Raw genomic sequence first — 13764 nt, forward strand, 5'->3', positions numbered from 1 at the left:
CGCACCCCACTTTTGTTGATCTGGGCCTTAGGGCCCTGGTAGCCAGTGACCTATGTCCCCAGTCGCACACATACCCAGCCACCGGAAGCCCCGCCGTGCCGCGTCGACGCGTGCGCTCCGCGCAGGGGTGACCGGTGGCTTCCTCACCCTCGCGGTGGCCGGTGCCGCCGTGCCCGCCTCCGCCACGGAGAACAACGCCGCTCCCGCCGAGTCCACCCTGGAGATGCCGACCGTCAGCGCCACGCTGGCGAGCACGGCCGCCCAGACCGCCGACGCCACCCAGCAGGCGGCGTCGGACTACGAGCTCCAGGCCCAGAAGGACCAGGCGGCCGCCCACGCGAAGATCGCCGCCAAGAAGGCCAAGGCAGAGGCCGACCGCAAGGCGAAGGAAGCCCGGGAGGCGGCTCGTAAGGCGGCCGCCAAGCGCGCGGCCGAGGCCAAGGCCCAGGCGGCGAAGGCGTCGCGCTCCGCCGAGCGCACCACGCTCTCCACCACCAGCGTCAGCAACGCCTCCGGCAATGCCGCGACGCTGATCAGCTTCCTGAAGGCGCAGCTGGGCAAGGCGTACGTGCTCGGCTCCAGCGGTCCGTCCTCCTACGACTGCTCCGGGCTGACCCAGGCCGCCTTCAAGCAGGTCGGCGTGAGCCTGCCGCGGGTCTCGCAGGACCAGTCCACCGCCGGCACCCCGGTCTCGCTGGACTCCCTCCAGCCGGGCGACCTGCTCTACTGGGGCAGCGCCGGCAGCGCGTACCACGTCGGCGTCTACGTCGGCGGCGGCAAGTTCATCGGCGCCCAGAACTCGAGCACCGGGATCGTCGAGCGCCCGCTGGACTACGACATGCCCACCGGGGCCGTGCGCGTCCTGTAAGACGCCCGCCGGTCATGTGAAGGTGAGAGTGAGAGCCTGAGGCCGCCGTTCCCGCCGTGGACGGCGGCCTCACGTCCCTCTTGCGCACAGACCTTCCCTGACGGGCCCTGCTGCCGCGCAGACCTTCCCTGACGGGCCCTACTGCGCGTAGACCTTCTCCACGAACTCGCCGAGGAGGTCGTCACTGAGGTGATGGGCCAGATCCGCCTCGGAGATCATTCCGACCAGCCGCTTGTTCTGGTCGATCACCGGAAGCCTGCGGATCTTGTGCTCCTCCATCTCCCGCAGGACGTCCCTGACATCGGCGTCCGCGGGAATCCAGCGCGGGGTGCCCTTGGTGAGCGCCCCGACGGGCGTCCCCGAAGGGTCGGCGCTCTCCGCGATGCATCCGACGACGATGTCGCGGTCGGTGACGATGCCGCACAGCCGCTCGTTGGCGTCGCTGACCGGCAGGGCCCCCACGCCCAGCTCCCGCATCAGCTGGGCGGCACGCAGCACCGTCTCGTTCTCCGGTATCCACTGCGCGCCCGGGTGCATGATGTCCGCTGCCTTCGTCATGGTGTACCTCCTGCCAGGCCCACCGGCGGTGGATCCGGCCCCGTGGGCCCCATCGATCCGGCGTCGCCGCGGCTGACGCACACGGCGCCCCTGCCTTCATTGTCACCACCGCCGCACGGCGACGTCATGTCGAGCCCGGCGGCGGCCGTCGGTGCCCGGTGCCAGACTGAGTAACGAGGCAGTCCCGGACAGAACGAGGCAATCTCCGGCAGAACTCTCCTGCAGAACTCTCCTGCGCCTTCGCGCCCGACCGTCGAAGGAGCGCCCCATGCTCACCACCGATTACGTCCCCGGCGCCCCCAACTGGCTCGATCTGGGCGCCCCCGACCCCGAAGCGGCCGTGGCCTTCTACGGCTCCCTGCTGGGCTGGCGCTTCGAGTCGGCAGGCCCCGAAGCGGGCGGGTACGGCTTCTTCACCCTGGACCGGAAGACCGTCGCGGCCGTCGGGCCGCTCACCGAGGAAGGCGCGCGCTCCGCCTGGACGCCGTACTTCCACACCCCCGACGCCGAGGCGACCGCCAAGACCGTCGAGCAGGCGGGCGGCACGGTGCGGCTCGCTCCGTTCGACGTCTTCGAGGAAGGGCGGATGGCCCAGTTCACCGATCCCGGCGGCGCCCGCTTCGCCGTCTGGCAGCCGGGCAGGACGGCGGGGCTGGACGCGGTCACCGACCCCGGCACCCTGTGCTGGACCGAGCTGCACTCCCCCGATCCCGCGAAGGACCTCGCCTTCTACCGCAAGATCTTCGGCTGGGACACCGAGGAGGTGTCCTTCCCCGGCGGGGCGTACACGGTGCTGATGACGTCCGGCGCCGGCCGGGAGGGCTCCTTTGGCGGCGTCGCCCAGCTCCAGGAGGGGCATTCGACACCGCCGCAGTGGCTGCCGTACTTCGAGGTGACGGACTGCGACATGGTGGTGGCCAGGGGGCAGGACCTGGGCGGTTCGGTGCTGATGCCGGCCATGTCGGCCGAGGGGATCGGCCGGATGGCCTGGCTGACGGATGCGGGCCGGGCGCCGTTCGGCGTCATAGCGAGCGGCGGCCCGGGCGCGTAAGCGCTCCGCTGGGAGTGCCGCGATTGCGTTGTCGGTCGACTGCGGCGCCGCCGTGGCTGATCGCGCAGTTCCCCGCGCCCCTTCGGGGCGCAACCCGTGGCTGGTCGCGCCCCGCGGCGGAGCCGCATGTTGATACAGGCCCGCGCCCCTTCGGCCCTTACGGGGCCGTCAGGCGCGCGGGGTCACCTTGGTGAGGCCGTTGATGATGCGGTCCATGGCGTCGCCGCCCGTCGGATCCGTCAGGTTCGCCAGCAGCTTGAGCGTGAACCGCATCAGCATCGGATGCGTCAGCCCGCGCTGCGCCGCCAGCTTCATGACCTTCGGATTGCCGATCAGCTTCACGAACGCCCGGCCCAGCGTGTAGTAGCCGCCGTAGGTGTCCTTGAGGACCTTCGGGTAGCGCTGGAGGGCCAGTTCGCGCTGCGAGGCGGTGGCGCGGGCATGCGCCTGGACGATCACATCCGCGGCGATCTGCCCGGATTCCATCGCATAGGCGATGCCCTCCCCGTTGAACGGGTTGACCATGCCGCCCGCGTCCCCGACGAGCAGCAGCCCGCGGGTGTAATGCGGCTGCCGGTTGAAGGCCATCGGGAGCGCGGCGCCGCGGATCGGGCCGGTCATGTTCTCCGGGGTGTAGCCCCACTCCTCCGGCATCGAGGCGCACCACGCCTTGAGGACCTCGCGCCAGTCGAGCTCCTTGAAGGAGGACGAGGTGTTGAGGACGCCCAGGCCCACATTGCTCGTGCCGTCGCCCATGCCGAAGACCCAGCCGTAGCCCGGCAGCAGCCGGTCCTCCGCACCGCGCCGGTCCCACAACTCCAGCCAGGACTCCAGGTAGTCGTCGTCATGGCGGGGCGAGGTGAAGTACGTCCGCACGGCCACGCCCATCGGACGGTCCTCGCGCCGGTGCAGCCCCATGGCGAGCGAGAGCCGCGTGGAGTTGCCGTCGGCGGCGACCACCAGCGGCGCGTGGAAGGTGACGGGCGTCTTCTCCTCGCCCAGCTTGGCCTCGACCCCGGTGATCCGGCCGGTGCGCCCGTCGATGATCGGGGCGCCCACGTTGCAGCGCTCGTACAGCCGGGCCCCGGCTTTCTGCGCCTGCCGCGCCAGCTGCTCGTCGAAGTCGTCGCGCTTACGGACCAGGCCGTAGTCGGGGTACGCGGCCAGCTCCGGCCAGTCGAGCTGCAGCCGCACCCCGCCGGCGAGGATCCGCAGCCCCCGGTTGCGCAGCCAGCCCGCCTCCTCGGAGATGTCGATGCCCATGGAGACGAGCTGCTTGGTGGCGCGCGGGGTCAGGCCGTCACCGCACACCTTCTCGCGCGGAAAGGCCGTCTTCTCCAGCAGCAGCACATCCAGCCCCGCCTTGGCGAGGTAGTACGCGGTGGTGGAGCCGGCCGGTCCGGCGCCGACGACGATCACATCGGCGCTGCGCTCCGAGATCCCGGAGGACGCGCTCTCGATGGGTGCGGTCTCGCTCACGCGGGGTCTCCCCAAGCCTCGGTAACGGCGTGCCGGTCGCGCCGGGCACTGGACAGGTGCAGTCTATGGGGGGCCACACTCCGGCACTCGCGAAGGGCCGTCCCCCCGGCCCTGGACAGCCCATGGCCGCCTTAAGGTCCGTGCGGCCGCCTTACGGCTTGTACGCCCGGTGGAGGGCCACCACGCCGCCGGTGAGGTTGCGCCAGGCCGGGCGCTCCCAGCCCGCCGACCGCAGCCGGGCGGCGAGACCGGGCTGGTCCGGCCAGGCGCGGATGGACTCGGCGAGGTAGACGTACGCGTCCGGGTTGCTGCTGACCGACGTCGCGATCGGCGGCAGCGCGCGCATCAGATACTCGGTGTAGACCGTGCGGAACGGCTGCCATGTGGGGTGGCTGAACTCGCAGATGACGATCCGTCCGCCGGGCCGGGTCACCCGCAGCATCTCGCCCAGTGCCCCCCGCGTGTCCTGGACGTTCCGCAGCCCGAAGGAGATGGTGACGGCGTCGAAGACCCCGTCCGCGAAGGGCAGCCGGGTCGCGTCGCCCGCGGTCAGCGGCAGCGCCGGATGGCGCTTCTTGCCCTCCCGGAGCATCCCGAGCGAGAAGTCGCACGGCACCACGTACGCGCCCGCCTCCCGGAACGGCAGCGAGGACGTCCCCGTACCGGCGGCGAGGTCGAGCACCCGCTCACCGGGGCGCGCGTCCACGGCCCGGGCGACGGCCTTGCGCCACTGCCGGGCCTGCCCGAGCGACAGCACATCGTTGGTGAGGTCGTATTTGGCCGCCACGTCGTCGAACATGGCGGCGACTTCGTGCGGCTGCTTGTCCAGGGATGCTCGGCTCACGCCCCCATTGTTCACCTCGTGGGCCCCGCGCCCCCGCCCGGGGCCCGGCGTGCCTCAGCGGCGCCGGTGCACCAGCCGCCCGGCCACCACCGTGGCCAGGCAGGCGCCGTCCGCGTCGAAGACGGCCAGGTCGGCGCGGCCCGCCGGGGCGAGGGCGGGCGGGCGCGGCCGGTCCAGGACGGCGATGCCGCCCCGGTGGGCGGCCGCACGCAGCTCGGCGTCGCCGAGGTGGTGGGCGAGGACGGCGGTCGCGCCCCGCCGCAGCAGGGCGTGGATCCGCTCCCGCGGGCTGGGCGCGTCCGGCACCGGGCCCTCGTGGACCAGGGCCGGGCCGAGCTCCCCGGGCCACTCCCGCACCCGGGCCCGCGGATAGGTCTCGCGCAGCTCCGCCAGGGGGCCGATGGCCGCGATGCGGTCGCCGTCGACCGCGACGGCGGCGTCGTGCAGCGGCGCCGCGTCGCCGGGGGTGACCCGTACGACGGGCGCCGCGTGGAGCGTGAGCATCAGGACGCCTGGATCACCGTCAGCTCGGGGTGGGCCGTGCCACCCTCGATCGCCGTCGAGGACAGGTGCGAGACGACGTGGTCGTCGACCGGGTCGTTCGCCGGGTCGTCGTGCACCACCAGGTGCTCGTACGTCGTCGCGCGCTGCGCGGGGACCCGCCCGGCCGCGCGGATGAGGTGGAGCAGCTCCATCCGGTTGGACCGGTGGCGGGCGCCCGCCGAGGAGACCACGTTCTCCTCCAGCATCACCGAGCCGAGGTCGTCCGCCCCGTAGTGCAGGGCCAGCTGGCCGGCCTCCTTGCCGACGGTCAGCCAGGAGCCCTGGATGTGGGCCACGTTGTCGAGGAAGAGCCGGGCGATGGCGATCATCCGCAGGTACTCGAAGACGGTGGCCTGCGTCTGGCCCTTCAGATGGTTGTTCTCGGGCTGGTAGGTGTATGGGATGAAGGCGCGGAAGCCGCCCGTCCGGTCCTGTACGTCGCGGATCATGCGGATGTGCTCGATCCGCTCGGCGTTGGTCTCGCCGGTGCCCATCAGCATGGTGGAGGTGGACTCCACACCGAGGTTGTGGGCGGTCTCCATGATCTCCAGCCAGCGCTCACCGGACTCCTTCAGCGGCGCGATGGCCTTGCGCGGCCGCTCGGGCAGCAGCTCGGCGCCCGCGCCCGCGAAGGAGTCGAGACCGGCCGCGTGGATGCGGCGGATGGCCTCCTCGGCCGAGACGCCCGAGATCCGCGCCATGTGCTCGACCTCGGAGGCCCCCAGCGAGTGGATCACCAGCTGCGGGAACGCCTGCTTGATGGCCGAGAAGTGCTTCTCGTAGTACTCCACCCCGTAGTCCGGGTGGTGGCCGCCCTGGAACATGATCTGCGTGCCGCCCAGCTCGACGGTCTCCGCGCAGCGCCGCAGGATGTCGTCGAGGTCGCGGGTCCAGCCCTTCGCGGTGTCCTTCGGAGGGGCGTAGAAGGCGCAGAACTTGCACGCCGTCACGCAGACGTTGGTGTAGTTGATGTTCCGTTCGATGATGTACGTCGCGATGTGCTCGGTGCCCGCGTAGCGACGGCGCCGGACCGCGTCGGCCGCGGCCCCCAGCGCGTGCAGCGGAGCCGAGCGGTAAAGGTCGAGCGCCTCTTGTGGGGTGATCCGCCCCCCGTCGGCGGCGCGGTCGAGGACTGCCTGCACCTCTGCGTTTGCGGTCACCGGGGCGTACCTTTCGGAGGTTTATGGGTGGACCGACCCAGAGTACGCCAGGGCCTGTACGCCTGTACGAGTACGTGTCAGGCACATACGAGTACGTGTCCGGCGCATCCGAAACCGCCGCACCCGCGGTATCCCTCGCTCCGCCCTCATTTGAGCTTGCGGAGGGTGCCCGTGGGATCGCCCGCCTGTTTGTCCTTCGCCTTGTAGCTGATCGTCCCGTCGGAGGTGAGGGTGAACTGCTCGTCCGTCGAGGCGTCGCTGCACCCCTGCTGGGGCTCGGAGCCCTTCAGGCGCGCGTCGAGGTGGAGCTGTTTCGGGGCCGCGGAGACCAGCTTCCACGCGCTGTCGCAGCGCAGCACCGACAGCTTGACCCGGCCGCTGGCGACGTCCTGCCCGGTGTGCCCCTGCCGGAAGGTGATGGTCAGGGTGCCCACCGGGATGCCCGAGTCGGAGGTCAGATCGCCCTGCCAGGTGCCGATGAACCCCTTGGGCACATCGCCCTTTTCCGAGCCGGTGTCCCCGGCTCCCGGCTCCTGTTCCGTGGCGGACGGACGGGGTTTCCCGGCGCTGCTGTCGGCACTGTCGTCGGAGCCGCCGGGGAGCACCCGGAAGAGCACGGCGGCGGTCGTCGCGGCGGCCAGCGCGCCCGCGACGGACAGCACCAGCGTGCAGCTCAGCGCCTTGGGGCGCGTCTTACCGCCGACGGCGGCGGAGAGCGAGACGCTCCGGCCGCCGCCCGGCTTCGACGGCGGCGGGGCGGGGAGCGGGTGGGCGGCGGGCCGGTCCTTCCCGGGCAGCCCGTCGGCGTACGACGGGTCGGGCGGGCCGAAGGCGCCCAGCACGGGCGCGGCCGGGGCCGGACCCGGGGTGGGCGGCGGGGTCGGGCGGTCCTCGGCGGACGGGGCGGCGTCGGAGGACTCGGCGGCGGGCGGCTCCGTGACGGACGGCCCGGCGAGGGACGGCCCGGCGAGGGACGGCCCGGCGGCGGGCAGCTCGGGCGCGGACGGCGGGGCCACGGCCTCCGCCTCCAGGTCGAGCAGCTCCACCACCTGCCGGCTCACCCGCTCGACCAGCGCCCCCGGCAGCCAGCCCGGCCGCGCCAGCCCCGAGGCGCCGTCCTCCGGGGCGAGGCGCCGCACGATCTGCTCGGGGGTGGGGCGGTCGGCCGGGTTCTTGGCGAGGCACGCGGCGACCAGATCGCGCAGCTCCCCGGTCAGCTCGCGGCCGAACCGGGGCTCGTCGTGCACCACCTTGTACAGCAGCGCGGCCGAGGTGTCGCCCGGGAACGGCGGCTCACCGGTCGCCGCGTACGCCAGCACCGCGCCGAGCGAGAAGACATCGGCCGCGCCCTCGACGTTCTCGCCCAGGATCTGCTCGGGCGCCATATAGCCGGGCGAGCCGATGGAGGCGCCGGTCGAGGTCAACGACACCGTGCCCTCGGTGGCCCGGGCGATACCGAAGTCGATCAGCCGCGGACCGTCGAGCGCGAGCAGCACATTGGACGGCTTGACGTCGCGGTGGACCAGGCCGAGGGCGTGCACCGCGGCCAGTGCCTCGGCGAGCCCCGCGCCGAGCGCCCGCACCGACGACTCGGGCAGCGGCCCCTCGTCGGACACGGCCTGGTTGAGCGGAGGGCCCGCCACATAGCCGGTGGCCACCCACGGAATGCGTGCTTCCGGGTCGGCGTCCAGGACCGGCGCGGTGAAGGCGCCGCCGACCCGGCTCGCGGCGTCGACCTCGCGCCGGAAACGGGCGCGGAACTCCTCGTCCAGCGCGAAATGGGCGTGCACGACCTTCACCGCGACCGTGCGCCCGCCCGCGCTGCGGCCCACATAAACCCGGCCCATACCGCCCGAACCGAGCCGTCCCAGCAGCCGATAGGCGCCGATGACCTGCGGATCGTCCGCTCCCAGCGGATCCATCGCGTTGCCTCCCCCTCCGTGCGCCGGTCCAGCTTAGGGGGTGTTCCGGCCGTCCACCGCAGGTCGTGCGGCCGGAAAGGTCAGCTCAGCAGCTCGACCCGGACGTCCGCGGGGTATCCGGTCGTCGGTCCCGTACGGCGGGCGAACTCGGCGATGCCCTCCAACTGCGCCTGGCCGAGGCTGAAGTCGAGGGTGGTGAAGTAGCGCTCGAGCACCGACGCCTCGAGCTGCTCCCAGCGCGCCGCCTGCTCGGCGACCTTGCCGACCTCCTCCAGGGAGAGGTTGCGCGAGGCCAGGAACGCCTCGTGGACCTGCCGGACGATCTCCGGCTCCCGCTCCAGATACTCGCGGCGGGCGGCCCACACCGCGAAGACGAAGGGGAGTCCGGTCCACTCCTTCCACATCTGGCCCAGGTCGTGGACGCGCAGGCCCAGCCGGGGCGCGTCATGCAGGTTGGCCCGCAGCGCGGCGTCGCCGATCAGCACCGCCGCCTCGGCCTCCTGCATCATCAGGCTGAGGTCGGGCGGGCAGGTGTAGTAGTCGGGGGCGAGTCCGTACCGCTCGGCGAGCAGGAGCTGGGCCAGGCGTACGGAGGTGCGCGAGGCGGAACCGAGTGCGACGCGCGCCCCGTCCAACCGCTCCAGCGGCAACTGCGAGACGATCACGCAGGACATGACGGGCCCGTCACAGCCCACCGCGATGTCCGGGAGCGCGACGAGATCGTCGGCATTGCGCAGATACTCCACCAGGCTGATCGGGCCGATGTCGAGATCGCCACGGACCAGCAGGTCGTTCAGGGCGTCGGGAGATGCCTTGGTGAGGTCGAAATCCAGGAGGGACCCGGTCCTGGCGAGGCCCCAGTACAACGGCATGCAATTGAGGTACTGGATGTGCCCCACTTTTGGCCGACTCAGCCGATGACCGCCGGGCGATCTGAGGCTTTCGGAGGCGTCCTGTGTACTCCGCGAGGGGGAACTCGGTGAATTGTCCACGTCTCGGAGGCTAGCCCCGCTCGCCCCGGGTAACCGCGCCGGGGTGGTCCGGTAGCCTTGCGCTGACTGGCCTGTAGCCGCTCGACCTGCGATCTTATCCACCTCCGAGGCCCGGGAAACCCCTCGTTTTCGTGATCTTCGGCTCTTTCCTCGCGCACACGGAGCGTGCTAGGCTCGCCGCAAGTTGCAGTTTGGTTTCCTTGCAGTACAGAGCCTGCGGAGCATGTAACCGCGGGCTTTTGTAGTTTTCAGACTTCTTGCAGGTTCTGGAGCAGGGCAACCCTTTGGCCCAAGGAGGGCTTATGGCTACCGGAACCGTCAAGTGGTTCAACGCCGAGAAGGGCTTCGGCTTCATCGCCCAGGACGGCGGCGGCCCCGATGTCTTCGTTCACTACTCCGCGATCAACGCGACCGGCTTCCGTTCTCTCGAGGAGAACCAGGCCGTGACCTTCGACGTCACCCAGGGCCCGAAGGGCCCGCAGGCGGAGAACGTCAGCGCCGTCTGATCTAGCAGCAGCACCACCCAAGGAGCCCTGCTCCCCGCCCGGCGGGGAGGCGGGGCTCCTGCCTTTTGGGGACCCGCGCCTTTGGGGCCCGTGGCTCTGGGCCCGTGCTCTGGGGGCGTGGCTCTGGGGCCCGTACCTGGATGTGATCAGTCCGCCAGCAGCCGGAAGTCGGCGAAGTCGAAGCCCGGGGAGACCACACAGCTCACCAGGACCTCCTCATCCGCCTCCGGACGGGCCGCCTGCCAGACGCCCGGCGGGATGACGACCTGGGGGCGCTGGCCGGAGGCGACATCGGGGCCCAGGAGCACCTCCGTGGGCACCGCCTCCGGGGCGTCGCCCGTACCGCCCGTCCGGAGCCGCAGCGGGCCGCCGCTGTGCCACAGCCACAGCTCGGCCGAGCGCACCACATGCCAGCGGGACTCCTCACCGGGAGTCAGCAGGAAGTAGATCGCCGTGGCGGTCGCGCGCTCGCCCTCGTACCCCGGTGGCCGCAGTGTGACGTCGCTGCGCCAGGTCTCCCGGTACCACCCGCCCTCCGGATGGGGCTCGAGACCGAGCCATTCGGCCGTCGCGGGCCGTCGGGTCGTGGCCATGTCGCTCACCGCTCTCACACGTCCGTCCGGGCCCGTCGAGGATAGCCCGTAGGGACCTCACGTCCTCCTCAAAGCGCTCACCCCGCCCCTGAAGCGCTCACGTCGTCCTTACGGTGCTCACGCCGTGTAGGGGGCCCGCGACGCACCGCTGACGCGGTGTGCCCGCTCGGGCTACGGTTTTCACCATGGGGCACGGGCGGCGGACGGTGACGGTGCACCATGTGCGGGCCGCGCTGCGCGGTGCGCAGCGGCTCGGGCTCGACACGGTCCCCCTGCTCCAGCGGGCCCGGATCCCCCCACTGCTGCTCACCGACGACCGCGCCCGCGTCTCCCCCGAGCAGTTCGCCCGGCTGGTGCGCGCCCTGCACCGGGCCACGGGGGACGAGTTCCTGGGGCTGGGGACCATCCGCAGCCGGCCCGGCACCTTCGCGATGATGTGCTACGCCTCGCTGGGCTGCCCCGACCTCGGCACGGCGGTGGAGCGCGGCGCCCGCTTCTACCGGCTCTTCCCGGGCGGCCCCAACCTGGCCCTGGAGCGCGGCGCGGACCGGGGCCGGGAGGCGGTGTTCGCCCTGCGCGGCGGGCTGGGCCCGCATGAGGACGCCCTTACGGCGGCCGAGAGCCATATCGTCGCCGAATGGCTCATGCTCGTCTGGCACCGGGTCGCGGGCTGGTTGATCGGGCGCCGGATCCCGCTGCTGTGGGCCCAGTTCGCGTATCCCCCGCCCCCGTACGCCGAGGACTACGAGCCGCTCTTCGGCTGTCCGCCCCGCTTCGGGGCACCGCGCACCGCGGCCGGTTTCGACCGCCGCTGGCTGTCCGCCCCCGTCGTCCAGGACGAGTCCACGCTCCAGACGCTGCTGCGGCACGCGCCCGCCGGGCTGCTCAGCCGCCGCGACTACGGCACGACCGTCGCCGAGCAGGTGCGGCACGCGCTCACCGGCGCACTGCGGACGCGCGGCGGCCCGTCCGACGGCCCACGCGCCCGGCGCACCGCGCGGCTCCCGGAGCTGCCCGAGGTCGCCGCCCGGCTAGCGGTCAGCCCGGCCACGCTGCGGCGGCGGCTGCGCGAGGAGGGCACGTCCTTCCAGGAGCTGAAGGACACCGTGCGGCGTGACGAGGCGGTCAGCAGCCTGGCCGAGGGCGTCGAGCCCATCGCCGATCTGGCCTTACGGCTGGGCTTCTCCGAGGACACGGCGTTCCACCGGGCGTTCCGGCGCTGGACCGGGACAACACCGGGCGCATACCGACATGAGACGTGGAGTCAGCACATCTGAGCGCCGCGGTCAGCCACAGACACCCCGCCCGTCCCTACGGTCCTCCCAGAGCGACTCAGCACCACCAAGGCGCACCGCCCGCACCGTTGGGAGAGCCGTATGCGCATCCGCACCACCGTGCTCGCCGGCCTCGCCGCCCTCGCCCTGACCTCGGCGCTACCCGCCGCCCCGGCCGCCGCCGCACCGGGCGCCCCGGCCGCCGACACCGGCAGACCCGGCGACATCGTCACCTCCGCCCCCACCGCCTTCCGCACCCAGCCAGGGGTGCCGACCACCGCCACGGCATGGCACATCACCTACCGCTCCACCACCGCCACCGGACGCCCCGACGTCGTCTCCGGCACGGTCCTCGTCCCCGACGACGGCAAACAGGGCCCCCGGCCGCTTCTCACCTGGGGCATCGGCGCCGTGGGCCTCGCCGACGACTGCGCGGTGTCCGGCCGGTTCCCGCAGGGCACCTCGACCGAGGCCCAGCTGATCGACCTCGCGCTGCGCCGCGGCTGGGCCGTGGCCGTCACCGACTACGAGGGCCTGGGCACCCCGGAGGACCACACCTATACGGTCGGCCGGTCCGAGGGCCATGCCGTCCTGGACGCGGCGCGCGCCGCCCAGCGCCTTCCTGAGGCCGGGCTCTCAGCGGAGGCGCCCGTGGGCATCATGGGCTACTCCCAGGGCGGCCAGGCGGCCGGCTGGGCCGCCGAACTGCACGCCTCGTACGCCCCCGAGCTGCGGCTGAAGGGCACGGTCGCCGGAGGCGTGCCCGCCGACCTCCCCACGACGCTGGAGTACAACGACGGCGGGCCGGGCGCCGGACTCGCCCTTATGGCGCTCACCGGACAGGACGCGGCCTTCCCCGCGCTGCGGCTCGACTCGTACCTCAACGACCGGGGCCGCCGCTATGTGGACTTCATGAAGCGGAACTGCGTGTCGCTCAGCACCATCGGCGGGCTCTTCCGGCACAGGTCCGAGGTGACCGTAAGGGACCCATTGGCCGATCCGGCCTGGCAACTCGCGCTGTGTGGCTCCTCCCTGGGCACCCGCTCCCCGGACCATCCCGTCTACCTCTACCAGGGCACGGTGGACGAACTGATCCCGTACCGGGTCGGCGCGGCGCTGCGCGACCGCTGGTGCGCCCGGGACGTGCCGGTGGAGTGGAAGGACTATCCGCTCGACCATGTCACCACGGCGGTGACCGGGATCCCGGCGGCCCTGGAGTGGATGGCCGGACGGCTGGCGGACGAGCCGACCCGGGGCAACTGCGCCGCGTGAGGCCCGGCTGACCCGGTGTCGACCAGCACGTGGGCCGATCCGCCGACACGTAGGCCGATCCGCGTCAGCCGGTCGACGCACCCGTCAGCCGGCCCGCTCGGGAGACCACCCCTGCCCCTGGAGCAGGTTCCCCAGCCCGGCCCAGGCGAAGTTCATCAGGGTGGCCGCGGCCTCCTTGGCCGACGGCCCACCCGCTCGCCCGTCCGCCGTCCAGTCCGCGAGCGACTCGGCCGCGCCCACCAGCGCGTGCGCGAGCCCGGACACCTCGGTGCCCGCGAGGGTCCGGGCGCGCGCCGCCCCGCACGTCTGCTCCCGCGCCGCCGCGCCTATCAGGTGCGTCACGAACTCCACGATCTCCGCCCGCATCGCGACCACTTCACGGGCGAAGGACCGCCCCTGCGTCCGGGCCTGCACATGCAACAGCGTCCAGCCGTCGGGATGTTCGGCCGTATGCGCGAAGAAGCCGCTCAGCCCGCTCCACAACTGCCGGTCGGCGGGCGCGTCCCGCTCCACGGCGGCCCGGACCGCGGTCACCAGCGCCGCGGCCTCCCGCCGTATGCACGCCGTGAACAGCTCGTCCTTGGAGTTGAGATAGAGATAGACCAGCGGTTTGGAGACCCCGGCCAGCTCGGCGATGTCGTCCATCGAGGCGTTCTGATAGCCGCTGCGCGCGAACGCCCGCACGGCAGCGTCCAGCATCTG

14 protein-coding genes are annotated in these 13764 nt (G+C 72.4%); 5 read left to right on the forward strand and 9 right to left on the reverse strand.

The genetic code is table 11. The annotated features are described in order from the left end of the window. Positions 1–52 precede the first annotated feature (52 nt). The gene (locus ACZ6TD_RS21955; protein ID WP_138914458.1) at positions 53–868 is read left to right on the forward strand and encodes a C40 family peptidase; all 816 of its coding nucleotides are present in this window, start codon (positions 53–55) and stop codon (positions 866–868) included. Positions 869–1006: 138 nt separating this feature from the next. Here ACZ6TD_RS21955 and ACZ6TD_RS21960 read toward each other — a convergent pair whose 3' ends face one another. Beyond that, the gene (locus tag ACZ6TD_RS21960) at positions 1007–1426 is read right to left on the reverse strand and encodes a CBS domain-containing protein (protein ID WP_471356540.1); all 420 of its coding nucleotides are present in this window, start codon (positions 1424–1426) and stop codon (positions 1007–1009) included. Between the two features lie 268 nt (positions 1427–1694). On the opposite strand from ACZ6TD_RS21960, the gene ACZ6TD_RS21965 reads away from it, so the two are divergent. Continuing rightward, a complete protein-coding gene (locus tag ACZ6TD_RS21965) occupies positions 1695–2477 on the forward strand; it encodes a VOC family protein (RefSeq protein WP_471356542.1) in 783 nt (260 codons plus the stop codon). Positions 2478–2645: 168 nt separating this feature from the next. On the opposite strand, the gene ACZ6TD_RS21970 is transcribed toward ACZ6TD_RS21965, so the two are convergent. The 6 genes from ACZ6TD_RS21970 to ACZ6TD_RS21995 all read right to left on the reverse strand — a co-directional run bounded on the left by ACZ6TD_RS21970 (position 2646) and on the right by ACZ6TD_RS21995 (position 9297). Beyond that, positions 2646–3956 (reverse strand): geranylgeranyl reductase family protein, encoded by a 1311-nt coding sequence (locus ACZ6TD_RS21970; RefSeq protein WP_471356545.1) that lies wholly within the window; start codon positions 3954–3956, stop codon positions 2646–2648. 151 nt (positions 3957–4107) lie between these two features. Then, positions 4108–4800 carry a demethylmenaquinone methyltransferase gene (locus ACZ6TD_RS21975; protein ID WP_471356548.1) on the reverse strand — a complete coding sequence of 231 codons (693 nt, stop codon included), beginning with the start codon at positions 4798–4800 and terminating at the stop codon, positions 4108–4110. Positions 4801–4854: 54 nt separating this feature from the next. Continuing rightward, the gene (locus tag ACZ6TD_RS21980) at positions 4855–5304 is read right to left on the reverse strand and encodes an imidazolonepropionase-like domain-containing protein (protein WP_182467881.1); all 450 of its coding nucleotides are present in this window, start codon (positions 5302–5304) and stop codon (positions 4855–4857) included. Beyond that, the gene (gene mqnC / locus ACZ6TD_RS21985; RefSeq protein ID WP_471356551.1) at positions 5304–6503 is read right to left on the reverse strand and encodes a cyclic dehypoxanthinyl futalosine synthase; all 1200 of its coding nucleotides are present in this window, start codon (positions 6501–6503) and stop codon (positions 5304–5306) included. Before mqnC ends, ACZ6TD_RS21980 begins: the two co-directional genes overlap by 1 nt. 146 nt (positions 6504–6649) lie before the next feature. Beyond that, a complete protein-coding gene (locus ACZ6TD_RS21990; protein ID WP_471356554.1) occupies positions 6650–8425 on the reverse strand; it encodes a serine/threonine-protein kinase in 1776 nt (591 codons plus the stop codon). Positions 8426–8505: 80 nt separating this feature from the next. Further along, complete coding sequence (locus tag ACZ6TD_RS21995; protein ID WP_471356556.1) at positions 8506–9297, reverse strand: menaquinone biosynthetic enzyme MqnA/MqnD family protein; 792 nt, start codon at positions 9295–9297, stop codon at positions 8506–8508. A gap of 422 nt (positions 9298–9719) precedes the next feature. Here ACZ6TD_RS21995 and ACZ6TD_RS22000 point away from each other — a divergent pair, with 422 nt between their 5' ends. Then, positions 9720–9923: a cold-shock protein gene (locus ACZ6TD_RS22000; protein WP_030834854.1), complete on the forward strand. Its 204-nt coding sequence runs from the start codon at positions 9720–9722 to the stop codon at positions 9921–9923. A 146-nt stretch (positions 9924–10069) separates the two neighbouring features. Here ACZ6TD_RS22000 and ACZ6TD_RS22005 read toward each other — a convergent pair whose 3' ends face one another. Continuing rightward, positions 10070–10516: a cupin domain-containing protein gene (locus ACZ6TD_RS22005; RefSeq protein ID WP_471356559.1), complete on the reverse strand. Its 447-nt coding sequence runs from the start codon at positions 10514–10516 to the stop codon at positions 10070–10072. Positions 10517–10701: 185 nt separating this feature from the next. Between ACZ6TD_RS22005 and ACZ6TD_RS22010 the strand changes: the two genes are divergently transcribed. Both ACZ6TD_RS22010 and ACZ6TD_RS22015 read left to right on the forward strand, forming a co-directional pair. Beyond that, a complete protein-coding gene (locus tag ACZ6TD_RS22010) occupies positions 10702–11793 on the forward strand; it encodes an AraC family transcriptional regulator (RefSeq protein WP_471356562.1) in 1092 nt (363 codons plus the stop codon). A 99-nt stretch (positions 11794–11892) separates the two neighbouring features. Continuing rightward, complete coding sequence (locus ACZ6TD_RS22015) at positions 11893–13062, forward strand: lipase family protein (RefSeq protein ID WP_471356565.1); 1170 nt, start codon at positions 11893–11895, stop codon at positions 13060–13062. An 84-nt stretch (positions 13063–13146) separates the two neighbouring features. Here ACZ6TD_RS22015 and ACZ6TD_RS22020 read toward each other — a convergent pair whose 3' ends face one another. After that, complete coding sequence (locus ACZ6TD_RS22020; protein WP_471357934.1) at positions 13147–13761, reverse strand: TetR/AcrR family transcriptional regulator; 615 nt, start codon at positions 13759–13761, stop codon at positions 13147–13149. Between the last annotated feature and the right edge of the window lie 3 nt (positions 13762–13764).

This window comes from Streptomyces yongxingensis (assembly GCF_055597465.1).